Raw genomic sequence first — 23,076 nt, 5'->3', positions numbered from 1 at the left:
CCGTAAAATTTGTCATAAAAACGTCTCATCTTTAATATCCATGCGAGTCTCTTTATCCTCATTACAAAGATTTTTTTCTTCTCCTTTACCTATAAAGCAAATTATAGAAGCTTGTGATCATATAGGTATAGAAACTGAAGTAGAAACTCTTCTTACTTGTTCTTTCTCTTCTATCATCACAGCAAAAGTACTAAAAACAGTTCCCCATCCTAATGCTGATAAACTCGTAGTCGCTACTCTTTTTGATGGACAACAAGAATACCAAATAGTTTGCGGGGCTCCTAATTGCCGCCCTGGCATCATAATTCCTCTAGCTCTCCCAGGAGCAAAACTCCATGATCACGAAGGCAATGCCTACACAATAAAAAAATCTAAACTACGTGGCGTGGAATCCCAAGGTATGTGCTGCGGCGCAGATGAATTAGGATTTGCTCATCTACAAACAACAGAAAGAGGCCTTTTTGAATTCCCTGAAAATACACCTTTAGGAGAAAGTGCATGCGCTCTTCTTGCCGACACATTTATCGAATGTTCCTTAACTCCTAATTTAGGCCACTGCGCCTCGCTTTTAGGCCTTGCTAGAGAAATTACCTATGTAACAAACGTAGATCTTGTTCTCCCCCCAGAATTTGTATGTACTCCTCTAGAAACAATTACAAAAGAAACTTCAGGACAAGATCAACATCTTTGCCCTATCTTTTGCTGTGTAAAAATTTCTGGAGTCTCTGCTCAAGCTTCTCCTCAAGAGCTACAAAATGCTCTCGGAGGACTCAAGCAAAAATCTATTAATTCCATTGTAGACATCACCAATTACATTATGTTGTCTTTAGGACAACCTCTACATGTCTACGATGCTAACGCTGTGGATATCGATTCTCTACATGCTCAAAAAGCACAAAAAGATGAACCTTTAAAGCTGTTAAATAACGAAGAAGTGCTTGTCCCTCAGGGAACAGCAATCATCTGCGATAAAGATCATACTGTAGGTTTGGCAGGTGTCATGGGAAGTTTAGATTCTTCTTTCAATGACGCAACAACAGAGATTATTTTAGAAGCTGCATATTTCCTCCCGAGCGCAATACGTGCTTCACAAACACACGTCCCCATACACTCTGAAGCTGCCTACCGTTTTACAAGAGGCATTGATCCCAACAATGTTTTACCAGCTCTCTACGCAGCTATTCATTACATACAAAAACTTTTCCCTAATGCTAAAGTATCTCCTATCCAAGTTTTAGGTTCTACACCACAAGCCTCTACTTTATCGTTCCGTACAGAACTAGTAGGGAAGATTCTTGGAATGCCCTTACATGCTTCTCAAGTAAGAGATCAACTTCATTCGTTAGGATTTAACATTTCTTCCGAAGAAAACTCTATTCTATCTGTAAATATCCCTTCGTATCGTCATGATATCCAAGAAGAAATCGATCTTGTTGAAGAAGTTTGCAGAACACAACCTTGGAAAGTTGAGAATAAGAAAGCTCCTGCTATTTACAGCCCTATGTACTCTCTTAAACGAAGGGTCGTAGACTTTTTAGCAAATTCAGGACTACAACAGTTTTTCACTTGTGATCTTCTAGATACAGAAACAGCAGCATTAAATAGAGAAGAGGCTGATTGTATCTCTTTACAAGGCTCTAAGCAGGCTACTGTATTGCGAGACTCTTTGCTCCCTGGATTATTAAAAAGCACGGCAACAAATCTCAATCGACAAGCTCCCTATGTGCATGCTTTTGAGGTAGGAACGACGTACACAAAGAAAAGTTCAAAGTATCAAGAAACACAAAGTTTAGGGATCATCCTATCAGGACAGGCAGAAGAAATATCTTGGATATCTCACGAACGTCCCCTATCGTTTTATTCAATAAAAGGATGGATTGAGAGACTATTTCAATATCTACATGTTTCTTCACAAGCATATGCAATTCAACCCTATGAGCATGCAAATTTCCATCCCTACCAACAGGCCGAAATTCATCTTCATAAGCATGTGCTAGGACGATTTGGAACCTTGCATCCGCAATTATGTAAAAAAGCCCAGATAAAACATTCTGTATTTTTTGCTGAACTTTCTTTAGATTCTCTTCTACATACCCAGAAGAAAGCCTTGCATCTATACAAACCCTACCCTATTTATCCCTCTTCATTCAGGGATATAACACTGACTGTTCATGAGTCTGTACCCGCAGATTCCTTAAGGAAAAAACTTTTAAGTTTCCATTCTAAATGGCTTGAAAGTGTTTCTATTATCAGTATATATCAAAATAAGAACCCTACTACTCAGAATAAAAATGTTTCTTTACGTCTTGTATTTCAAGACAAGGAAAGAACATTATCTAATCAAGAAATAGAAGAAGAACATGAGCGTTTACTTGCCATGCTTAACGCGCAAATAAACGATACAAAAGGAACTATCGATTAATGAAACGGCTGCTTTTTTGCGTTTGCGCACTCTCTTTCTCATGCTTTACCTACGGTTCAGCTCTAAAACAAGATTCTTCTGTTATGAAGGAAACCTTCCGTAACAACTACGGAATTATTGTATCAGGAAAAGATTGGGTAAAACGAGGCTGTGATGGGACAATCACCAAAGTTTTAAAGGATGGGTCTACTCTTTATGAAATTTACGTTCAGGGTCTTCTTCATGGCGAGATAACGTTAACATTCCCCCATTCTACGACTCTTGCTGTAATAAAAACTTACGATCAGGGAAGGCTTGTTTCATATAAAACATTCTTTTCTAATGGTTTACCTTCTCAAGAAGAATTATACCAAGAAGATGGCTCTCTTGTTGTGACTCGCTGGCCTGACAACAAAAATAGCGATACCATCACCGATCCTTATTTTACTGAGACTACCTACCAGGGTCGTGTACTTGAAGGGAGCTACTCCTCATTTAATGGGAAATATACATCAACAATTCGCAATGGAGAAGGCATACGCTCGAACTTTTCTCCAAGTAACGTCCTTCTTTCTGAAGAAACCTTTAACGATGGCGTTATGGTAAAAAGAACTACCTTCTATGCTACTAGAGATCCTGAAACTATAACGCATTATATTAATGGCCAACCTCATGGATTGCGTTTAACCTATCTCCCTGGAGGGATTCCTAACACTATTGAAGAATGGCGTTATGGTTACCAAGATGGAACTACAACAGTATTTAAAAACGGTTGCAAAGCTGCTGAGATTCCTTTTGTAAAAGGATCTAAGGAAGGATGTGAATTACGCTATAATGAAGACGAAGTTATTGCCGAAGAAGTGTCTTGGAGAAATAACTTCCCTCATGGTATGAGAAAGATCTATGCTGCCGGTGTTTATAAATGCGAGTGGTACCACCGCGGACGCCTAGTCTCAAAAGCTAAGTTCGAGAGACTCAATAATGCAGGATAATATAGTTTGTTTGCATGTCCGAGAATCTTTACTTAGTTTCCGATGATTCTAAATTGTCTCTATCGCAAGCCTGTTCACAAGGCTTGCAGATAGCTAAGCATCCCCCTCTACAAGTCATTGTTCATTTTCAAAACAACACTGTTGTAAAAACTCAACTTTCTGTAGCTCCTGTATTTTGCTGTTTATTTCTCGGCCCAGCATCACATAAAGCTATGGAAGAAATTGTTTTATTATGCGCTAAGTACTCACAAAAACTCGATATCCCACGTTCTTCTTACATCAATACATCTATTTTATCTGAACAACAAAAAACGATACTTGATTGTGTTGCGAAAATCCCTTTTGGGCAGACGCGCACATACGGAGAGATTGCTAGAGAAACGGATACACATCCACGCACTGTAGGATCAGCGTGTAAAAACAACCCTTTTCTTCTATTTTTCCCTTGCCATAGGGTAATTGGGAGTAATGGCGAACGCCATTACTGCGCAGGAGAACAGATCCAAAACATCCTTCTGAATTTCGAAGGATCTTTAAGCTAGTCTTGTAACTTAGGATCCATAGCATCGCGAATACCATCTCCTATCAATGCTATGGCAATCAGCAATGCTGTAAGCATGATAGCTGGGGGCCAAAGAATAGCGCTTTCTGAAGGAAAAGCTGTGACACCTTCTTTCATAAGATTTCCCCAAGATGCAGAACTTTCCTCTCCAAGGCCTAAAAATGTTAACCCTGCTTCACAGCTGATCATTGCCATCATAGAAAAGGGTAATAGGGAAATGATAGGCACAATTGCATTAGGAAGTATCTGATGCACCATAATATGGTAATGACTATAGCACATATTCGTTGCAGCTAATACGTAGGACATATTGCGTTGTTTCAGAGTTTCTATCCTGATGTATCTGCTAAATCCTGTCCAACCAAAACAACCGAGGAGTATTGTATCTAGGATTAGAGATTTTTGCTGCGTTATTAAAACAACAAGCATCAAAATAAATAGCATAGGCATGGTTTCCCAAATCTCGGTAAATCTAGAAAGAACCATATCTGTAGTTCCTCCGAAATATCCGGAAAATAAGCCAATAACCGTACCAATAAATAGCGCAATAGCAACGGAAATGCCTCCGACAATTAAAGCGATACGAATACCGAAAATTAAAGAGGCTAAAAGATCTTTACGGTTAATACGCGTAAGCTGCCACCAACGCACATACTTATTCATCTCACGAGATCCTCCTGCATCATCTTCCCAATGAAATTTAGAGAGGAGTGGGCTGATAAGAATCTGCAATTTCTCAGATTCCTCATTAATCCACGCACGTTTGTCCTGAATAAAGTTAATTGTACTTTGGATTTTACTATATTCTTCAAGAACTTGACGTGTACTTAATACATGCTTGCGGAAAGGTTCAGCCTCTTCTTCTATTGAAGAATGTCTCATGAGTAAACTTTCATGCTGATCTTTATTATATAAAGCTAAGTTTAAATCATGCTCTATACGGGTAAGTGCCATAAGAAAAGGACGATACTCATCAATTGCCCTATGCCAAGTTTGCAAAGAAGACTCATAAGAAGTACTGATTTTCTGTAATCTTCGCTGCAGACGCTCCAGACACACCTGCTCATTTTTCATCTGCAAGTGGTGTAATGTCGGCATTTGCGAGCCCTTATGTCCCTCATAATCCACACAATATTTTTGTAATTTCTCATGTTGCGCTCGACGGTATTTTGATTTTATCAAAATCCCCAACTGCTCGTACTTACTCATATACGTCTTTTCTAATTCCCAAGTACGCATATCTTTAGGGAGTAAAACTACAGATTCGGCTCTGCTATCGGCAACTTGTGAAAGGATTTTCTCAGCGCGCATTTTTTTAAGATTTTCATCTCCCGAAGGATCCTGAATATTCCCACGATATACAAAGACAAATCCTAGGATTTGAACAATAGCTAAACAGCCTATAATCCCCTTACGAAGACTCCTCTTGAAAAACCTACACCCTATAAAGAACAGGGGTAGCGTCACCATGAATACATTAAAGAAAAGATCGACCGGTTTAGTATAAAAACCTGGGAACCATAAATACCTAAATAAAGGGAAAAAGAAAGAGCCTTCCCACTTCACTAAAATAGGCTTACTGCTAGCAAATAAAGGAGCGTAAACACCTATAAGTGATAACACGATGACAAATTTCCATGACAGTGATGCCAAGAGATTCTTATGGTATGCCTGAAAAAATCTACGGGAAAAAGAAGTCTGGGATTGCATAGTTTTAAATCCTCTTCTTTCCTAGTTGTACTCTAGGATCTAATAGCACGTAGCAAATATCTCCAATTAAGTAGCCTAATAAAGATAAAACCGATCCAACAATAACAGAAAATAATACTACGTTATGATCTCGATTTAAAATCGCCTGATAGAAAAATTTCCCAAATCCATCGATATCAAACAAAGTCTCTACAACTAAAGCTCCTCCTAATATTGCTCCTAAAGATGCCGTAAGAGAGGTAATCAATGAGGATGCTGCGTTCTTCCCTACGTGCTTTACAAGAATATCATAGCGAGATACTCCACGAGCTCGTGCCGCACAAATATAATCTTCCCCTAGAATTTCTAAAAATATCGATCTGCTTAATCTTGATTGAGAAGCGAAAGCCCCATAGCTTACAGCACAGAAAGGAAGAAAGCTATGCGTTATGGTATCTATAAGCTTCCCAAAAGAACTCAGCTGATTAAAAACTTCCGGAGAAGACTGGAGGCCACTGTAGGGCATCGGGATAGAGGTAAACGGTATCGTTTTATTAATGACGAAATTATCAATAATCCAAGGAACGGCGACAAAAACAGGAACCGAAAATAAAAATAAGAAGATAAAATTCAGAGTATGATCCAACCAGCGATTCCTATTTAAAGCCATAACCATCCCAAATACCTGGCATAAGATAAATACCAAGATCATAGGAAGGACCGAGAGAGTTAATGATGAACGCAACCGTTTGATCACCTCGGAAACTACTGTCTTATGAGAGTCATTACGTAAAGTTCCAAAGTCTAAACGCAAAACTCGTGACATATAACGAGAAAAGCGCGTCTCAAAAAGGAATGTCTTCCAAGAAAAGCGTTTGTAGGAAAAAGTTTCCATCCCGCCCTCTTTACGAAACCATTCTTTTAAATCTTCAACTTTGGTCCCTATATCTTCTTCGGAGAGCAATTTCACAAGTAAAGCATTGTTTTTAGAAACTTTCTCGTTATACGCATACTGTTGCACGGATAAGCCTGAGCCTACAAATCCCTGACGGATGGCTCCACGAATGAACAAATCTGCAGCAACATGACGGTAAGAAGAACTTTTTGTACTATCACTAGCCTCAAACAATAGTACCGGCATAATAAATTTTGCCCGATCACCCCAATAAACCTTTAGCTTAGAACTAGATTCCTTGTTAGCTTTTTTATTGTGAAAGTTATCTACGATTTCTTGAATTCCCTTTTTTACCTTAGCATGTGGTATGCCAGGGCGGGTATTAAAGAAAACAGGTAGAGTCAAACCGTAATATTCTCGAAACTGTAAATAGCGATCCGGGCCTTTATATGTACGAATCTTATCTGATTTTGATGCATCTCCGTGAGCATCAATAGATTGATCTTCAACAACGTCCCCTGGAGCTGCATTTAATATGATAAAATTAACCGAAATAATGGCAAAAAGCGTCAGAGGAATCAATATCAGACGTTTTAAGATATATTTGAGCACTCTTCCTCCTTCCTGTCTAGCCAAACCATATGAAGATTAACCATTTCGTCTTGAGCATCAGGGATCAAATCAGTCCTCTGTTTAGGGACAAAGACGTTTTTTACATAATCTTTATAAAGTAAAGAATAGGTACGAGAGAATAGAAAAGCATAGGGAGATTCTTCGTGAATAACTTCGTGGAAACGATGATACAAGTCCATACGTTTACTCGTATCGTATTCATAGCTCAGTTGATCTATAATTTTATCAGCTTCGGAATTATGGAAACCAACAACATTGGCGGATCCTTTTTCCATTGCGCCTTCCGAATGCCAAAGAGCTCGGGGATCCTCAGGAGGAGATCCTAGACACCAGCCGGTAAGCAAAGCGTCAAAATTCTTTTCTTCAAATGCTTGAGAAAGGTCGGCAGTATCTAATCCTAATAAACTACACTCAATGCCTACCTCTTTACAGACAGTTGCTACGTATTCTGCAATAGTGCGGCCTGTAATACTTTTGACATAATAACATAAACGGAAACGGAAAGGAATAATAGCGCCGTCTATGACTTTCTCTCGAATGCCATCCCCGTCAATATCGATCCAACCCTCTTCTTCTAATATACGCGCAGCTTCTTCAGGAGAATAATGCCACCCCTCCACTTTTTGATTATAGGAAGGAGAAAAAGGAGAGAAAGGCCCGCTGATCACATGAGCACGACCATCCAAGCATTCTTCTATAATCCTATTACGGTCTATGAGCATATTCATAGCACGTCGCACTTGACGATTCTCAAAAAACAATGAATAACAATTCCAACCAATGTAAGCGTAAGAACGGTCTGGATAGACCATTTCACGAATAGCTTCTCCTTTAGAAGCTTGGTTTTTATAGGCAGGAGTCTTCATAAAGCTTGCGAGATTATCCACATGATTCGGAGGCAGATAGGCTATATCAAGGTTCCCTGCTTTAAAAGCTTGAAATAGAGAATCTGAGTTATCCTTAATATAGACGTAGCGCTTCTCCACTAGAGCTTCCCTAGGGTCATAGTGGTTTGGATTTCTCGTGAAAATAAGCTTTTCGTCATCCATACCAGAAAAGTAAAACGCTCCGCAGCTAACAAGATAATTCTTTGACCAGTGCGAGGAGAAATTCTGAGCCCATACAGAGTCTTTACGATAGATATCGGGATCGGAATCATCTTTGATGATCTTCTCACCATTAGCAAAATACTGATACACAAATCGGGGTAGAGGTTGTAGACATAGAGTATTCAAAAAAGCAGAATATAGAACTTTTTTCTCCTCTTTCCCTGCTTCGTTTACAAGAGTGTGCGCTCTCCATCGCACTATAAATTTTAAATCATTCTCTACGGTGAGAGAGACAATATCTTCAAAATATGAGCGTAAGGCTACAGCACGCATATCTGCAATGTAGGGATTCATTACCGCATCATAGTAGAATTTAAAATCATGTGCTGTCACGGGGTGCGGCTGTATAAAGTCATCCGCTAGCTGCACATGTTTCGGAAAGCGTCTTGGGTCAATAGGCACCCAAGATACGTTAGGACGTAAATAAATATGAAATTCGCGATCTCCAGAGCCATCGGCAACGTCATGCTCTTCTATTTTCAAAGCTAATCCCGGAGAAAATTCTTCGTATTTTCCCACATGGGCGTTTGCCAACCCAGGGACACATAAATCGTATAATTTTACGACATAGTCATAGCCATTAAAAGGACTTAAATTATCTGGCTTACCTACATGAGCTGTACGTAAAATACCTTTAGGAACAAATCCATCCCCTACAAGATTCCCTAGGGTTTTTTCCTTATAAGGATCTGGAGAAAGTAGATTGGGGTACCGAGGATCTCCAACTTCTATAAAGTTGCAGCATGTGGTTATCGGTAGTGAAGAGGGATAGGACGCGCTGGAAGACCGTGAAGCGTTATTTTGCTTTACAATACTCAGTAATTCTTGGATGTCTTGTTGCACATCTCGAACATTCGTTTTGATTAACTTGATATCTTTTTCAAGCAAATCAGATGACCAGTATAACAAAACCAAAGAGGCAACAACTACACACTTTAAAATTTTGTCTATTATGCACCGTTTATTCATATAAAACAGATCCTCTGCCAAAGACTACTACACTCTGACAGTTCCTGAAAAACATGTCTTTCAGCCTTTAAGCTTTTCTAGACTCTATCAATCAGCCATTATAGCAAAACTTAACAAAAGCAGCTAAAAATTTTGACCTATTATAGAGTTCTATCAAACGATAAAAATTATTTACTTTTTAAAATAGCGCAAAAAAGCGCCTCATATGTGCTTTTTAAAAGATTCCTCCTTTTCCTATAGGCTTAAAACGCGATCCAGCGTAGTCCTTTTTGAATTAAACATTATGCATATTAACTGTGAATCAAATAAACGGTCTAAAATTATCTCTTTATCCGATCTTAAACAAAATGAAAAATCCTTGTAGAGACGTTTTAAATAATCTTCTTTATTAATGCAATAATTTTAGTCCGCGCGGAAACCTACTCTGTAATATGCCATGCGCGCTTATTCTCGTTTTAAGAATTTAAAAAATACAAAAAGATTATAAAGGGATAGATACACGTGTTTTCATAAAATTACACGATTGCTAGCGCGATCAAAATATGGCTCAACACCTTGTCTAAAAAGAAAAAATGTATAGAAAAGGGGTCTATAAACCCATGCGGAATAATTTTATAATGAATGGGGAAGATGTAGAGTTTAACAATTTAAACTGTGAGTGAGTGTTGGGACGAGTTTTTCTGAAATACTTCAAGGTTGTTTTAAACAACAAGAAACAGGGGTTATCCCCTGTTTCCTCAACACAAGAGAAAAGCTCTTATTCGTGAGTTTCGGAACTTTCGTTTCCGTCGTCGTTTTCAGATCCATTTTCAGAATCCCCGCCATCAGCCAATACTTTCACATCTTCACTATCATCAGCGAAAACAGCTGTTGTACAAGCACACGAAGAAGCTAGAAGAAGCGCTAAGATTAATTTTTTCATTTTTATTCTCCTTGTTGTATATGCCAGAAAAAAAATACCTATTCACCATGTCTAGAAAAACTCAAAACATGGGAAAAGCGATACCGACATAAAGGTTTTTATAAACCTTATGAGAAAATAAGAATAATGCGCAATTAAAAAACTACGACCCCTCAGATGTTAACTATTCGCTTTTCTCTATTACGCGAATAATTAAACCCCACATTATCTTGTGAATTATACTGTTGGATTCTTCATGTTTTTCTGATTTTATTTATTCGAAAAACATACCTTCCAGAAGCTATTTACAGACGTATTTTTGACATCAAAAAAGATAACGTCTCTTATCTACTCTAGGGCATAGGTTCGTAGTAGATAGCCATCCACACTATCCAGTGAAAACAGCCGCATAACCATAAAAAGAAGCTGGAAGAGGCACCAAGATTAATTTTTCCATTTAATCCCATTAGACGTCCAGAGAAAAACCCCTTCCCCTAATCTCTGAAACACATACTAAAACATTAGTAGCAACTAAGAGATCACCCAGTGGATGTCCTGGCATCCTGGGCAGTACCCACAGCTTCCGTCGCCGCAGCACTCAGAACAGTTTTCTTGATCATCACCATCATCTTCTGATAAACAAACCACTTTATCCAAAGATGCTTCTAAGCAGAATGCTTGTTGTGCTGTACAAGAAGTTAATACTAAAAACATTAACAAAAGTTTTTTCACTCCCACTCTCTTTAATTTAAAATAAAATGCGCATTTATTTTATATTCTTATGAGGAAATAAATCTAGCCGTTTCTATTTAAGAAATACGCACTATTTTTTCTTCTTTTTGCTGTGGCAATAGGTAGATCCCATAGAGAAGAATCAAAATACCCAAAAGTAATGAAAGTATTGCCACAGGAATGGGCATTAATCCTAAAGACATGCATCCCTGAATAAATATCTCAGAGATTGCACACGATGTAAAAACAGCGTAAACGGCTCCAGACCCACATAAAGCTAGGACTAAACCAAAAATAGCCACGGCACTGGCTATTTCATAACGCGTACGAACTGAAAAACGCGCTCGCCACGAAACACTCATCCTATCGCAAAGACTATTTCGTATTATCGTATCACTACTGACATCAATACTTTTCATAAATAAGATGCTCTATAAAACTATGAGAACTATTATAAAGAATAACAAGAAAAACTAATAATTATTGTATTCCATTCCATAGAATTTAATTAATTTTCTTGATTTTTTGTAATCTCTTTTTTTTAATTCTTCATAGATACGCAAGCCCTTAGCATTCATTCCTTGTTGAAAATATAGAATGCCTAGCTTGGTCATGGTCTCCACATCAGCAGGTTTTAACTTGAGGATCATCTCATATTCTTGGATCTCTTCGAGAGGCATCTGTAAATCATGATAACTATAAGCCAATTGCGCATGGACCCAAGCATTTCCCGGTGCATATTCATTTAAAATTTTAAATTCTTCTATTGCACGCTGAGCCGTTATGAAAAATTTTTCTTGAACTTCTTCTCCATATCTTCCTGGAGGGACCCAATAGTTCGTATCGAATTCAGGATATTTCCTGGGATCGGCATAGAGTCCAGAAAGAGCTACGTAAGCATCTGCTAGCGATACATGAGCTCCGAGATCTACGGGGATAGATTGTACTACTTTAATGTAGGCGTCTATAGATTTCTGTAGTAAGCATTCTCTGAACAGAAAGTAATCTTTCCAGAAGCAAAAACAGCTAAATTTCCTAATGAAGTCGTGCTGAGGGAGGAAATTTAACATGCTCGATAAGAGAGTGTATTCTTGATTTTGTAAATCTATAGCAAGCTTTGTTGCAGATGAGGCTAGATGTGTTTGCTCTTCCACAACGTTTTGTTTCCCTTTAAACAAGGATTGAGCGTTTCTTAAATAGCCGCTTGCTAGGTTTTCAAAGAAATCAGGCTTTCTCGACAATATGTATAAACGCGCAACAAGACAGACGAATAATGTAAGAAAAAAGCAGGCTAGACAAAATGCTGGAACGATAGTTTTTCCAGAAAACAGGAAAAAATAAATAAAAACACCAAGTTCGGCAGCCATTAATAATAAACATCCAAACAACAATAAGCTATGCCGCATGAGGTATTGGCGTAATTTTTGGTGTGTTTTTTTACATAAAGCTTCTAGAGTTGGGAGAGCATTATTTAACTTCATGTATCTTACAAACTCATCTTAATTTTACGGGAAATTATGCAACTAATTGTTTTAATGCAATAGCTCCAATATTATTAAATAATAAAGCTTGTACCTATGGTTTCTGCTTACCTATTAGCAAATTTTGGCGGTCCGCGTCATTCTAATGACATTGAGGTTTTTTTAACTTCATTACTTACAGATCGTGATGTTACCGGAGGATTTCTTCCTTCTTTCATTCACAAACGTTTATTTTCATTTATCGCTAAAAAACGCGCTCTTAAGGTTCTTCCTCAATACAATTGTATCGGCGGATTCTCCCCGATATATCAAGATACAGAATTGCTAGCAGAAACTCTATCTTCGCATTTAGATGCTCCTGTAATTACCTTTCACCGCTATTTACCTGATACACATCCGCACACAATTCAACAGTTAAAAACTCTTGGGGATTTTCCGATTGTTGGAGTCCCTCTATTCCCACATTTTACTTATGCCGTTACAGGAAGTATTGTAAGATTTATCCACAACCAACTCCCCTTGCTAAATATCTCTTGGGTATCTCACTTCGGAAATCACCCAGAGTTTATTTCATGTATGATGGATCATATCCTAAAATTTTTACAATCTCACGATATCTCTACTCATGACTGCTGCCTATTATTTTCTGCCCATGGGCTTCCTATGAGACACGTGAATAAAGGCGATCCTTACAACATGCAATGTGAAAAATCCTTCAGAGCGATTTCTGAACGATTACCAAACATAGAAACCCATCTTTGTTATCAGTCGAAATTTGGTCCTGGGAAATGGTTATCACCATCAACAAAAGATCTATGCGCAACATTAAAGACAGACAAAAAACATGTGCTAATTGTCCCTTTTGGATTTACCTCAGATCATATAGAAACTCTTTATGAAATAGAAAAAGAGTATATAGCCGTACTTATAGATAAGGGGTATCAAGCTCTACGCGTACCTGCTATTTATCAATCCTCTCAATGGGTTGAATCCTTAGCAACAATTATTCAAAGTACGCCACACGTGGAGAAAAAAAGCTTAATAAAATCGTAGTCAGTTAAGGCAGGCGGTATTGCTGTTTGATGGTCTGATACTTTCCAGAACGCATGCTTTTTACCAATCCCATGTTAAACCCTTCTAGCAAGCTATTCTTCTCACCACGAAGAACTACCAATCTTAAGCCATCTTGATTCAAAGGCTGTGAAATAATTTTTAAGCGCCCTTTATATGCTGTATCTATCAAAGCTGTGACTTCTATAACAGGAGCTAATAAGGCGTCATAACAACCAGAAGATAAAGCTTCTAAAGCTATGGGGACATGTTGATAAGGGCTTAAAACAGCGTCGGGGATATCTTGACCTACTAGCACTGAAGAATCGAATTTATACACTCCGATAAGCTTCCCGCGAAGATCTTGTATAGACTTGTACGGAGAATTCTCGGAAACAACAAGCACAGGACCTGTCAGCAATATAGGCTCAGAAAATTGATAATGATCTAACATCTCTGCTGTTGGCGCTATCGATGTCAAAGCTCCTGCAGTCTTTTGATCATCAAGATTTTCAAAAAGATGGATCCAATCTTGATTTACAATATTGATATTCAGGTTCTCGCGGTAGTTAATCTCTGATACAAGATCATTAAGAAACCCATTGATATTCGCTGTATAAATTCCAAATTGTTTTGGGAACCAAGTAGTATCTCTTCCTACTAACAACTCTTTCTTTTCTCTAGAACATCCTAGAAAAACCAAAGGAAGGAAACACAAAAGAGCTAGAAAATATAGCTTTGAGGAATTCTTGATTTTCACGCTAACTCACGCCTCGGATTCCAGACTTATTTTTCGCATCATATTCTACAAAAGAAATTTTATCCAGTATGCTATCTAAGATAAACTCTGAACAAAAACTTTTTGAAAGAATGGCTAAAAAGCTAAAAAAGGTGCTTATAAAAACAAAAAACACACTAGTTGTTTAATGTTAAGCGTTTTGTAGAATATCTCTTAAAGCGAACACGAACTATCGTCAAGGATATATTCCGATAAAAATGTTCCCCCTAATTTTCTTCTACGCTTCAAGACTAAGCCTTCAACAAGAATAGGTTCTACTGAAGCATTTTCTAAAAATAGTAAGCCTTCCTTATCCAAAATCTTGCCGAAAACGATATCGCTTAATACTGCTGCAAGATAGCGATTTTCAAGATTATAGGGAGGATCTATGTAAATAAGATCGAAGGACATACCTTTTTTAGTCAGTCTCTGAATCGCGGATCTTGCTTCTTGTTTCATAATGGTAACTGGCAAATCTGGATGCAATAATTGGCTATTTGCCCGAATTAAACGTACAGATTGTGCAGAGGAATCTACGAAAGTCACTGAAGAAGCTCCTCGGCTTAAAGCTTCAAAACCTACGGATCCTACTCCAGAAAAGAGATCTAAAAATGTGGCATCCTCAATATAAGCCGCGCAAATATTAAAAACAGCCTCTTTGACTACCCCACACGTAGGACGCACTGAAGGGTTAGAAAAAATTTTTAAAGACTTCCCTTTATATTTGCCTGCAAGAATTTTCACTGTATAACCTGGGGAATAAAATCTATATAATCAGCAGCAACTAACCTGTAGTCTATAGTACCGATCATTCCGAATCCTTTCAAAGGAGAGGATACTTTATGCATATGACCGAATAAGCAATGTGATATTCTCCCATCAGCTTCAAGCATTTGCGATACCGGTCCTGGCGTGCCATCACTACTGATAGGTGGGTAATGGGTCATAACAATAATTTGCTCGATATTCTGAGGAACGGCTTCTAAAGCCCTTTGCAATCTTCCAAGCTCTCTTGAAAAAATTTTCTCATCTTTCTCACTATAATGGCGCTCTTTCTCTGGAAGAGGAGATTGGAAACACTCAGGGGCTACACGTATTGTTGGGCTATCCCATAGCCTTACTCCCACAATAGCTATTTCCGGATGTAGTAGAGAAAAGCCTTGAGCTAGATAATGCACATTTTCAGGAAGAACTTGTGTTATTTTAGTCGTTGATGCGGAACTCCAATAATCATGATTCCCACGAATCATATACTTAGTTCCAGGGAGAGAACCTAGGAAAGCGAAATCTTTTTTCGCTTCTTCGATATGCATAGCCCAAGAGATATCTCCGGGAAGCAAAACGATATCTTCAGGATTGACTATCTTTTCCCACCGTTCACGGATTTTCTCGTGATAGGAAATCCATGGCTCGCCAAAAATTTCCATGGTCTTTTCAGGAACTCCGATAGCCAGGTGTAAATCCGCTATTGCATATATCTGCATAAGGAAGACGATCCGTGCATTGTCACTATAGGAATAGTCTAATGGATATGAGGCTAAAATCTCGACGGATAAAAACGTTCCGGGTCATTTTTATGAATTATAAAAAATCGCCTATTAGAAGGTATAATTATCAGGAATTCTAGTTCCTCGAGGAATGATAATAATCCCATCCCTAACGACAAGCTTCCCATCAGGAGAATTATAATCCTTATGCCCTTGGATATTCGTGAGTTTTACCCCGTTACCGATTCTACAGTTCTCATCGATAATTGTTTTATAAATTTCACAATTATCCCCGATCCCTAAAGCGTTTTGTTGGGGATTGCCATAACGGTCATTTCCCATAACAATAGAGTGATCTATTATAGAATTTTTCCCTATCACACCACGGATCCCCACAACGCTGTGGGATACATTACTAGAATCAATAACAGCACCTTCACAAAGCAAAGAGCTGGAGATCATAGAATCTGTAACTATAGTCCCAGGAAGATGATGATTCTTACTATAGATCATTCCTGCATCATCGTAGCAATTCAATCCACGAACCTGAGGTTTAGGCCTTTGTGTTAAAGCAATATTCGCTTCATAATAAGATTCGATTGTTCCGATATCTGTCCAGTAGCCATCGTAAAGGAAAGTCTTTATCGACCCGCGTTGCTTTTGGGCTTGGATAAGATGCTTTCCAAAATCATCCCCTTGTTCTTCTAGTAGCAGTTGAAATAGGCTTTCCCTTCGAAAGAGATAAATCCCCATATTCCCTAAGAAATTTCCATATTGAGGATCCAGCTTATGTTTACGACAATCCTCAGAAGATAGCCGAAAACGATTTAAAATCTCTTCTTCCTGAGGTTTTTCGTAAAAGTCTACAAGATTTGCATCTTTATCTATTTGCAACACTCCCATTCTTGAAGCATCTTTTTCCTGAATGGGCTGTGCGACTATTACCATATCAGATTGCATAGCTATAGCGTAGTCTACAACCTTACGAAAATCCATGTTGTATAACTGATCGCCAGATAAAACTAGAAAATACTCTATCTCTGTATCTTCTAAATACAAGAGGTTCTGCCGAATAGCATCGGCGGTTCCTTGATACCATACCTGACTTCCCTCCCTCCCCTCAGGAGCAAGGAGATGTATCCGATCTTGAAGTACTCCATGATAAAAATACGTCTTCACAAGATGCTGTTGTAGTGTGTAGGTAAGGTATTGACCTATTACGAAAATCTTAGAAAATCCTGAAGCTATTGCATGGGAAATGGGTACATCAATGAGCTTATATCTTCCTCCAAATGATACGGTTGGTTTACAGCGCCAGTAGGTTAAAGGGGACAATCTTTTCCCTTCACCGCCACATAAAACAATAACGCCAACCTTATCTCTATAAAAATGAGAAGCCTGATAACTTGGGGAGTAGCCCTGAAAATCATTTTCTATCATTTGCCCGCCTTCTGTAATCCCAATTTTAAATTAGAATCAAATAAAAAGGCTACACAAACTAGTTAGAATGCGATTAGATTAATTTAATAATAAAAACCAAGCTTTTGTTATTAAATAGAATAAAAATGAACAACTATTAAAAAGTTTCTAAAAGCGTACGGGCAATCGCTGCGTCTGTCTCGCTTAATTGACATTTGGAAAGTAGAGCCTTAACGAGTTCTTCTAGAGTAAATACGGATCTTAATTTAATACCTGCCTCTTTTAATGCGTCTGCACCACCGACTTGTCTGTCTAAAAAAACCAAGGATTCTCGAATATTTAAACCCTCATCTTCTAAAGCCTTAGCGGTATCTAAAATCGAACGTCCCGAAGCAATAACATCATTGATTACTAAGCATGTCTGTCCTGGAGAAAATAAGCCTTCGACTTTTATTTTATCTTCTTGATTTGGGTGTTTTAATTCTTTTCTTCTCAACACCATAGAGATGTTATACTTCAGAGATATGCATGTAGCCAGAGTAAGAGCTGTATAAGGAACTCCGCATAACAGGCTGCTATTAAAAGAAGGACGCAAACGCCAAATCAACGAAGCAATAGTTTGTAAAACATCAGGACAGGAGATAACCAGGCGCATATCAACATAAATAGGAGTTTTTTTCCCGTCTGATAAAATAAAATCACCGAATCTTATTGCCCCTATGCGGTATAGGTTAACCACAGCATGATCACGAAGCTGCTCTTCTTCAAAGCTCATCATTATCAGGTATCCTCATCGTTTTTTGACAAAATACAAAAACTCTCATTATAAGCATAAGGATATGCTTATTCGTTTATTTTTTGGTATTCCCCTAACTAAGGGACTGCAAGTAATCAATTACCCTCCCCTAACTGTGGCAATCTTTCAAAAAAAAGAATACTTAGGAATTTATAGTCTTGCGGAAACCGAGTTACAGGTTGCAAAACTCAATGAGTATTACCATCAAGCCCAAGAAATCTTACAAAAAGTCACTCAGGGAAAATATCTCACCGACAAAGAGACTTCTTTGGTTATCTTCCCTGAGATTCTTATCGGGAAATAGAGCTAAAAACTAGCAAGACAATCTTTTTTATATCTCGTATTCTTCTTAATGTGTTGACAAGGCAATTCCCCATCAACACAGAAAAAAGACTAAAACACGTGAAGTGATAAAAAGATCCATGATCTCGAGCTTTGCTAAATCATAGATATCATTAGAAAAGGACGCGTGAAAAATAAGATCTACAGTCTTAATAATTAAGACCGTAGGTTTCTTACTTATCAAAGTATTTCAAAAAATAGAAACGATGCGCTCTTTTAATCTATTCTTTTAAAGAAAGAAGAAATTCTGCGTTACTATTCGTTTTCTTTAATCTACCCAACAGCAAATGCATCGCATCAATAGCGGTAAGATCAGCAATTGCCTGACGGAAGAGGTAAACTTTTTCCAACTCACTAGGATGATAAAGGAGTTCTTCTTTCCTGGTACCACTCTTAATGAGATCGATTGCAGGATAGGTCCTTCTATCAGAAAGACGACGATCAAGCACAAGCTCCATATTTCCTGTGCCTTTGAACTCTTCAAAAATCACTTCATCCATTCGAGATCCTGTATCGATCAATGCTGTAGCTAGAATGGTTAATGATCCCCCGCCTTCAATATTTCTAGCGGCGCCAAAGAATTTCTTTGGTTTATGCAGAGCACTAGCATCCACACCACCCGTCAAAATTTTTCCAGAATGCGGTTGAACAGTGTTGTAAGCTCGAGCTAAACGTGTAATAGAATCGAGAAGAATAACAACATCCTTTCCGTGTTCAACTAGACGTCGAGCCTTTTCTATAACCATCTCCGCAACCTGAATATGTCTCTCTGGCTGCTCATCAAATGTAGAAGCAACAACTTCACCCCGCACTTGACGAATCATATCAGTGACTTCTTCAGGACGCTCATCGATGAGTAAAACAATTAAAACAATATCCGGATTATTAACAGCAATAGCGTGGGCTATGCTTTGTAAAATGACGGTCTTTCCAGAACGTGGAGGAGCAACAATAAGTCCCCTTTGACCTTTCCCAATGGGAGCTGTAAGATCTAATACCCTTTCAGCAAGATGCTCTTTCCCCATCTCCATAACAATTCTTTCATTAGGATATAGAGGGGTGAGGTTTTCAAATAAAACCCGTTCCTTAGCTTTGTCTGGGGTAGATCCATTGATTTTATCTACCTTTAATAAGGCAAAATACTTTTCCTTCTCTTTTGGAGAACGTATCGTACCTATGATGGTGTCTCCCTTCTTTAAGTCAAATCTACGGATCTGAGCAGGGGAAACATAAATGTCTTCAGCCGAAGGGAGGTAGTTATAAGTAGGAGATCTTAAAAAGCCGAATCCATCGGGAAGCACTTCTAAAACTCCTTCCCCAATCAAAAGCTCGTCTGAACGCTCAGATTTTGCTTTCACAATCTCAAATACTACTTGAGATTTGGTGAGAGACCCGATGTTCTTCACTCCGTATTGACGAGCTAATACATTAAGCTCTTCAATTCCCATCCTTTGCAATTTAGCAATTTTTGTAATAGTCACGTTCTGATTTTCATCAACCGTATCCGTAACTACCGCACACTCTCCTGCAAAAGACTTCTCTTGCAACACTGGACATGTATGTTTTTTATTCTCTTTCACCTTTGGCAAGACTTCTGAAGAACGTTCTTCTTTCATAATGCTCCCTTTAAAGCGTAAAAATATTCTTCGACTTTATGACGTAATTCTTCTTTAGTGCCGTTATTTTCTATAACAATATCGGCGTGCATCTTTTTCTCTTCATTAGAAGAAAACCGAGCACATCTCTGATAAAAATTTAAATCAGAACAATTAGTTTTTTTGGTAAACCTTTCCCTACGAATATTCTCATCTGCTGTAATAAGAATGACGCGATCAAACCATTTCGCATAATGTATTTCGTACAATAAAGGCACCTCAGCAATGAACAGAGGATGCTTTCGCTCTTTAGCGACTTGATAATATTGTTCTTCAATAATCCGACGCACTTCAGGATGCAAAATAGCTTCTAAAGCCTGAAGAAGAACTAAATTATCAAAAACTTTCTCTGCTATGACTTTCCTATCGAATGCATTATCAACAACAACTTCTGGTCCCAGAAGATCTATAACGCGACGACCTATATGCGAGTGAGGAACAAGGAAACTGTGCGAAACTTTATCAGCACTAATTACATAGGCACCTAAATCTTGAAAAACTCTACTTGCTTCAGTTTTTCCTGAAGAGAGATCCCCTGTAATAGAAACTTTTAATAATTCTAACATTCTGCCCAATTTTTTCCAATTAAGATATTCACAACTAGCGGGACAGATAAAATCATTGCAGATTCCATTATATCGCGCACTAAAGTTTGCATTTCTTCTTTCTCTTCCTCAGGAACTTCGAAAATCAGCTCGTCATGTATCTGTAACAACATACGACTTTTCAATTTGCGTTTTTCCAACGCATCAGAAAGTTGTAACATTGCCAGCTTTATCAATTCAGCAGCGCTACCTTGTATACGGGTATTAACAGCAAGACGGCCTGAAGCAGCACGAGAATTTGAAAATTCTGTCCAATTATCTATGATCCTTTCTCTTCCTAGCAGAGTCTTCACTCGTAAATTTTCACAAGCTTGACTCACCGTTTCATTAATAAAACGAGCTACTTCAGGGTAACGATCAAAGTATGCGTCTATTAACTTTTGAGCTTCTGAAACACTGATCTTTAAAATTTTTGACAATCCATAAGCTTGTTGCCCATAGATAATACCGAAATTCACAGTCTTTGCCTGCATGCGCTGTTGTTTGGTGACTTCTTCCAATGGGACATGAAATACCTGCGAGGCAGTAAACGTATGTATGTCTTCTCGCGACTCAAAGGCCAATTTCAACGACTCATCTTGGCTCAAATGCGCCAGGAATCTTAACTCAATTTGAGAATAATCTGCAGATAAAAAATAATTATTCTGATGAGTATTACAGAACGCCTTTCTTAATAATCTTCCCCGCTCAGAGCGTATGGGAATGTTTTGTAGATTGGGATCTTGACAAGCCAGTCTTCCCGTCACCGTACCCATTTGATTAAATGTAGGATGAATTCTAGAGGTGCTAGGATCCACTTGTCTAGGCAAGGCCTTAACATAAGTAGACAACAACTTCTCAACAGCTCTGAAGGCTAAAATCTTCTCAATAATTTCATGTTCACCCGATAAAGCTTCTAAAACTTCTGCCTTAGTAGATCGAGCCTTATCTATAGGTTTCAGACCAAGTTTATTGTATAAAACCTCTGACAACTGCTTAGGAGATTTAATATTAAAAGGGGCTCCGGCTAACGTATAAATATCATCAGTAAGCATTGCTAATTCTTCTGATAGAATTCTTTCTAACTCCTGAAGATCTTCAACATCCAAAGGCATGCCGTTTCTTTCGATAGTAAAAAGAACTTTCTCTAAGGGCATTTCCATATTGAAAAAAAGATCTTCTACTCCTTTTATCTTCAATTCTTCTAGCAACGATTTTTTTATCTTGGGCAAATGAGAAACAAATCCCCCAAAATATTGCGCAGGATTTGCTGGAGACTTTGCTATAGGCAAGCTTAATTGCCCCCATTCCTTTCCATATCTGCCTGCAGAACTAACTAATCCGTGATCCATAAGAAGCGTTTGGTATGAAATCTTAGCTCCTCCATTAATCAAATGTTCAGCCAAAGCTAAATCTAGAGCTATATTATGCACATGAATACCCGCATTCTTTAGTGCATGATTATCTCTCTTTATGTTGTAACCATAGAATGTAGTATCTTCTCTTCTGAAGAAATATTGTAGCGGCGTGAGAACATCGTCTAAAGCATGTTCTATATCAACATAATAAACATCATCATCGCTAGCTAAAGCCACTCCCATTAAAGTTAAAGAGGGAAGAAAGCTCCCCTTATAACCAACAGAAAAAGCCACGCTTTTCCCATGCAAAGTAGAAAGTACGTGAGCCAACTGTTTATTATTATTGATTATCTCAACATCTACGCTAGATGCTTCCTCAACCTGCTGTACTAAAGTTTTAAAGCCTTGCCGCATATAGAAAGCATTCAACTCTTCCTGATGCGCTTCATAAAGTGGGAACTTTAATTCATCTATCCTCTTAGGAAGAGGTATAGCGTCGTTTAATACCGCAAGACTTTTACTTAATAATAAAACATCTTTTTGCTCCGAAAGCATCTTGTGAGTAGATCCTGTCAACTCATCAAGATTTTCTAAAATACCTTCTACGGAATGATATTTTTGTAACAGGGCCGTTGCTTTCTTAGGCCCACATCCAGAAACTCCAGGAATATTATCAGAAGTATCACCAACTAAGGCTAGATAATCTGATATTCCTGTTGGAGGGATGCCATAGATATCTATGACACGGTTTTCATCAATTTCTGGTTGATCTTTCCATGGATTTAGAGCAACAACATTAGGCCCCACCAGTTGAAGTAGATCTTTATCTGCGGTACATATACAGACTTGATAGCCTTCTGACACAGCTTGCCTTGTAGCGCTAGCTATAACATCATCAGCCTCTACTCCTTCTACTTCTAGATAGGACAAACCAAGCAAACTGCAGTATTCTTTAACTACAGGAATTTGTTGGTAGAGATTCTCTTCTTTCTGTTCTCGATTACTTTTATAATCGGCATAAATCTCTCTACGACTTTGTTTATTATTTGGGCCGTCAAATACGGCCACCATATGACTCGGAGAGAACTCTTTAATTAATTTATTAATAGAACGAATAAAGCCGAAAACAGCCTGGGTTCCTTCTCCAGAAGAATTTTTCATATCTGGGAGAGCAAAATATGCCCTGAAAACAAATCCTGAAGCATCTAAAATAAAGATCTTTCTCACTGATTCTCTCCGCTTA

20 protein-coding genes are annotated in these 23,076 nt (G+C 38.2%); 5 read left to right on the top strand and 15 right to left on the bottom strand.

What is annotated here, in order from left to right; translation table 11 throughout:
• Window positions 1-40 precede the first annotated feature (40 nt).
• The 3 genes from pheT to CCA_RS00760 are packed head-to-tail and all read left to right on the top strand — an operon-like array spanning window position 41 to window position 3,935.
• The gene (pheT, locus tag CCA_RS00770; protein WP_011006120.1) at window positions 41-2,422 is read left to right on the top strand and encodes a phenylalanine--tRNA ligase subunit beta; all 2,382 of its coding nucleotides are present in this window, start codon (window positions 41-43) and stop codon (window positions 2,420-2,422) included.
• Window positions 2,422-3,393: a toxin-antitoxin system YwqK family antitoxin gene (locus tag CCA_RS00765; protein ID WP_011006119.1), complete on the top strand. Its 972-nt coding sequence runs from the start codon at window positions 2,422-2,424 to the stop codon at window positions 3,391-3,393. Before pheT ends, CCA_RS00765 begins: the two co-directional genes overlap by 1 nt.
• 14 nt (window positions 3,394-3,407) lie before the next feature.
• Complete coding sequence (locus tag CCA_RS00760) at window positions 3,408-3,935, top strand: MGMT family protein (protein ID WP_011006118.1); 528 nt, start codon at window positions 3,408-3,410, stop codon at window positions 3,933-3,935.
• Here CCA_RS00760 and CCA_RS00755 read toward each other — a convergent pair.
• From CCA_RS00755 to CCA_RS00730, 7 genes are all read right to left on the bottom strand, one after another.
• A complete protein-coding gene (locus CCA_RS00755; protein WP_011006117.1) occupies window positions 3,932-5,665 on the bottom strand; it encodes an ABC transporter permease in 1,734 nt (577 codons plus the stop codon). The genes CCA_RS00760 and CCA_RS00755 overlap by 4 nt on opposite strands.
• 4 nt (window positions 5,666-5,669) lie before the next feature.
• Complete coding sequence (locus CCA_RS00750) at window positions 5,670-7,151, bottom strand: ABC transporter permease (protein ID WP_011006116.1); 1,482 nt, start codon at window positions 7,149-7,151, stop codon at window positions 5,670-5,672.
• On the bottom strand, window positions 7,133-9,250 hold the full coding sequence (locus CCA_RS00745) for an ABC transporter substrate-binding protein (protein ID WP_011006115.1): 2,118 nt from the start codon (window positions 9,248-9,250) through the stop codon (window positions 7,133-7,135). Before CCA_RS00745 ends, CCA_RS00750 begins: the two co-directional genes overlap by 19 nt.
• A 757-nt stretch (window positions 9,251-10,007) precedes the next feature.
• Entirely contained in the window at window positions 10,008-10,172 is a 165-nt protein-coding gene (locus CCA_RS05355; RefSeq protein WP_011006114.1) for a hypothetical protein, read from the bottom strand.
• Between the two features lie 510 nt (window positions 10,173-10,682).
• Window positions 10,683-10,883 (bottom strand): hypothetical protein, encoded by a 201-nt coding sequence (locus CCA_RS00740; RefSeq protein ID WP_157850883.1) that lies wholly within the window; start codon window positions 10,881-10,883, stop codon window positions 10,683-10,685.
• A gap of 77 nt (window positions 10,884-10,960) precedes the next feature.
• Window positions 10,961-11,302: a hypothetical protein gene (locus tag CCA_RS00735; RefSeq protein WP_011006112.1), complete on the bottom strand. Its 342-nt coding sequence runs from the start codon at window positions 11,300-11,302 to the stop codon at window positions 10,961-10,963.
• 54 nt (window positions 11,303-11,356) lie between these two features.
• The gene (locus CCA_RS00730) at window positions 11,357-12,364 is read right to left on the bottom strand and encodes a tetratricopeptide repeat protein (protein WP_011006111.1); all 1,008 of its coding nucleotides are present in this window, start codon (window positions 12,362-12,364) and stop codon (window positions 11,357-11,359) included.
• 96 nt (window positions 12,365-12,460) lie between these two features.
• Here CCA_RS00730 and hemH point away from each other — a divergent pair, with 96 nt between their 5' ends.
• Window positions 12,461-13,417: a ferrochelatase gene (gene hemH / locus CCA_RS00725; protein WP_011006110.1), complete on the top strand. Its 957-nt coding sequence runs from the start codon at window positions 12,461-12,463 to the stop codon at window positions 13,415-13,417.
• Window positions 13,418-13,421: 4 nt separating this feature from the next.
• Here hemH and CCA_RS00720 read toward each other — a convergent pair whose 3' ends face one another.
• The 5 genes from CCA_RS00720 to CCA_RS00700 all read right to left on the bottom strand — a co-directional run bounded on the left by CCA_RS00720 (window position 13,422) and on the right by CCA_RS00700 (window position 17,876).
• Window positions 13,422-14,174: a transporter substrate-binding domain-containing protein gene (locus CCA_RS00720; RefSeq protein ID WP_011006109.1), complete on the bottom strand. Its 753-nt coding sequence runs from the start codon at window positions 14,172-14,174 to the stop codon at window positions 13,422-13,424.
• 192 nt (window positions 14,175-14,366) lie between these two features.
• On the bottom strand, window positions 14,367-14,936 hold the full coding sequence (rsmD, locus tag CCA_RS00715; protein ID WP_011006108.1) for a 16S rRNA (guanine(966)-N(2))-methyltransferase RsmD: 570 nt from the start codon (window positions 14,934-14,936) through the stop codon (window positions 14,367-14,369).
• Window positions 14,933-15,676 carry a metallophosphoesterase gene (locus CCA_RS00710; RefSeq protein WP_011006107.1) on the bottom strand — a complete coding sequence of 248 codons (744 nt, stop codon included), beginning with the start codon at window positions 15,674-15,676 and terminating at the stop codon, window positions 14,933-14,935. Before CCA_RS00710 ends, rsmD begins: the two co-directional genes overlap by 4 nt.
• Before the next feature lie 114 nt (window positions 15,677-15,790).
• Window positions 15,791-17,119 (bottom strand): glucose-1-phosphate adenylyltransferase, encoded by a 1,329-nt coding sequence (gene glgC / locus CCA_RS00705; RefSeq protein ID WP_011006106.1) that lies wholly within the window; start codon window positions 17,117-17,119, stop codon window positions 15,791-15,793.
• A 136-nt stretch (window positions 17,120-17,255) separates the two neighbouring features.
• Complete coding sequence (locus tag CCA_RS00700; RefSeq protein WP_011006105.1) at window positions 17,256-17,876, bottom strand: orotate phosphoribosyltransferase; 621 nt, start codon at window positions 17,874-17,876, stop codon at window positions 17,256-17,258.
• Between the two features lie 61 nt (window positions 17,877-17,937).
• Between CCA_RS00700 and CCA_RS00695 the strand changes: the two genes are divergently transcribed.
• Window positions 17,938-18,198: a hypothetical protein gene (locus CCA_RS00695; protein WP_011006104.1), complete on the top strand. Its 261-nt coding sequence runs from the start codon at window positions 17,938-17,940 to the stop codon at window positions 18,196-18,198.
• Window positions 18,199-18,457: 259 nt separating this feature from the next.
• Here CCA_RS00695 and rho read toward each other — a convergent pair whose 3' ends face one another.
• The 3 genes from rho to polA all read right to left on the bottom strand — a co-directional run bounded on the left by rho (window position 18,458) and on the right by polA (window position 23,060).
• Entirely contained in the window at window positions 18,458-19,684 is a 1,227-nt protein-coding gene (rho, locus tag CCA_RS00690) for a transcription termination factor Rho (RefSeq protein WP_370919298.1), read from the bottom strand.
• Window positions 19,685-19,848: 164 nt separating this feature from the next.
• Window positions 19,849-20,457, bottom strand: coding sequence for a dephospho-CoA kinase (gene coaE / locus CCA_RS00685; RefSeq protein ID WP_011006102.1), 609 nt, complete (start codon window positions 20,455-20,457; stop codon window positions 19,849-19,851).
• On the bottom strand, window positions 20,451-23,060 hold the full coding sequence (gene polA, locus CCA_RS00680; RefSeq protein ID WP_011006101.1) for a DNA polymerase I: 2,610 nt from the start codon (window positions 23,058-23,060) through the stop codon (window positions 20,451-20,453). The genes coaE and polA overlap by 7 nt, the downstream gene beginning before the upstream one ends.
• Window positions 23,061-23,076: the final 16 nt, after the last annotated feature.

The organism is Chlamydia caviae GPIC (assembly GCF_000007605.1).
GTDB lineage: Bacteria > Chlamydiota > Chlamydiia > Chlamydiales > Chlamydiaceae > Chlamydia > Chlamydia caviae.
Note: the sequence above shows the minus strand (reverse complement) of the source record. Positions and strands in the feature narration are given on the sequence as shown.

Excerpts from the sequence above, each read along its gene's own strand:
- pheT (WP_011006120.1), top strand. The coding sequence starts at position 41 with ATGCGAGTCTCTTTATCCTCATTACAAAGATTTTTTTCTTCTCCTTTA.
- CCA_RS00765 (WP_011006119.1), top strand. The coding sequence starts at position 2,422 with ATGAAACGGCTGCTTTTTTGCGTTTGCGCACTCTCTTTCTCATGCTTT.
- CCA_RS00760 (WP_011006118.1), top strand. The coding sequence starts at position 3,408 with ATGTCCGAGAATCTTTACTTAGTTTCCGATGATTCTAAATTGTCTCTA.
- CCA_RS00755 (WP_011006117.1), bottom strand. The coding sequence starts at position 5,665 with ATGCAATCCCAGACTTCTTTTTCCCGTAGATTTTTTCAGGCATACCAT.
- CCA_RS00745 (WP_011006115.1), bottom strand. The coding sequence starts at position 9,250 with ATGAATAAACGGTGCATAATAGACAAAATTTTAAAGTGTGTAGTTGTT.
- CCA_RS05355 (WP_011006114.1), bottom strand. The coding sequence starts at position 10,172 with ATGAAAAAATTAATCTTAGCGCTTCTTCTAGCTTCTTCGTGTGCTTGT.
- CCA_RS00735 (WP_011006112.1), bottom strand. The coding sequence starts at position 11,302 with ATGAAAAGTATTGATGTCAGTAGTGATACGATAATACGAAATAGTCTT.
- CCA_RS00730 (WP_011006111.1), bottom strand. The coding sequence starts at position 12,364 with ATGAAGTTAAATAATGCTCTCCCAACTCTAGAAGCTTTATGTAAAAAA.
- hemH (WP_011006110.1), top strand. The coding sequence starts at position 12,461 with ATGGTTTCTGCTTACCTATTAGCAAATTTTGGCGGTCCGCGTCATTCT.
- CCA_RS00710 (WP_011006107.1), bottom strand. The coding sequence starts at position 15,676 with ATGCAGATATATGCAATAGCGGATTTACACCTGGCTATCGGAGTTCCT.
- glgC (WP_011006106.1), bottom strand. The coding sequence starts at position 17,119 with ATGATAGAAAATGATTTTCAGGGCTACTCCCCAAGTTATCAGGCTTCT.
- CCA_RS00700 (WP_011006105.1), bottom strand. The coding sequence starts at position 17,876 with ATGATGAGCTTTGAAGAAGAGCAGCTTCGTGATCATGCTGTGGTTAAC.
- CCA_RS00695 (WP_011006104.1), top strand. The coding sequence starts at position 17,938 with ATGCTTATTCGTTTATTTTTTGGTATTCCCCTAACTAAGGGACTGCAA.
- rho (WP_370919298.1), bottom strand. The coding sequence starts at position 19,684 with ATGGGAATTGAAGAGCTTAATGTATTAGCTCGTCAATACGGAGTGAAG.
- coaE (WP_011006102.1), bottom strand. The coding sequence starts at position 20,457 with ATGTTAGAATTATTAAAAGTTTCTATTACAGGGGATCTCTCTTCAGGA.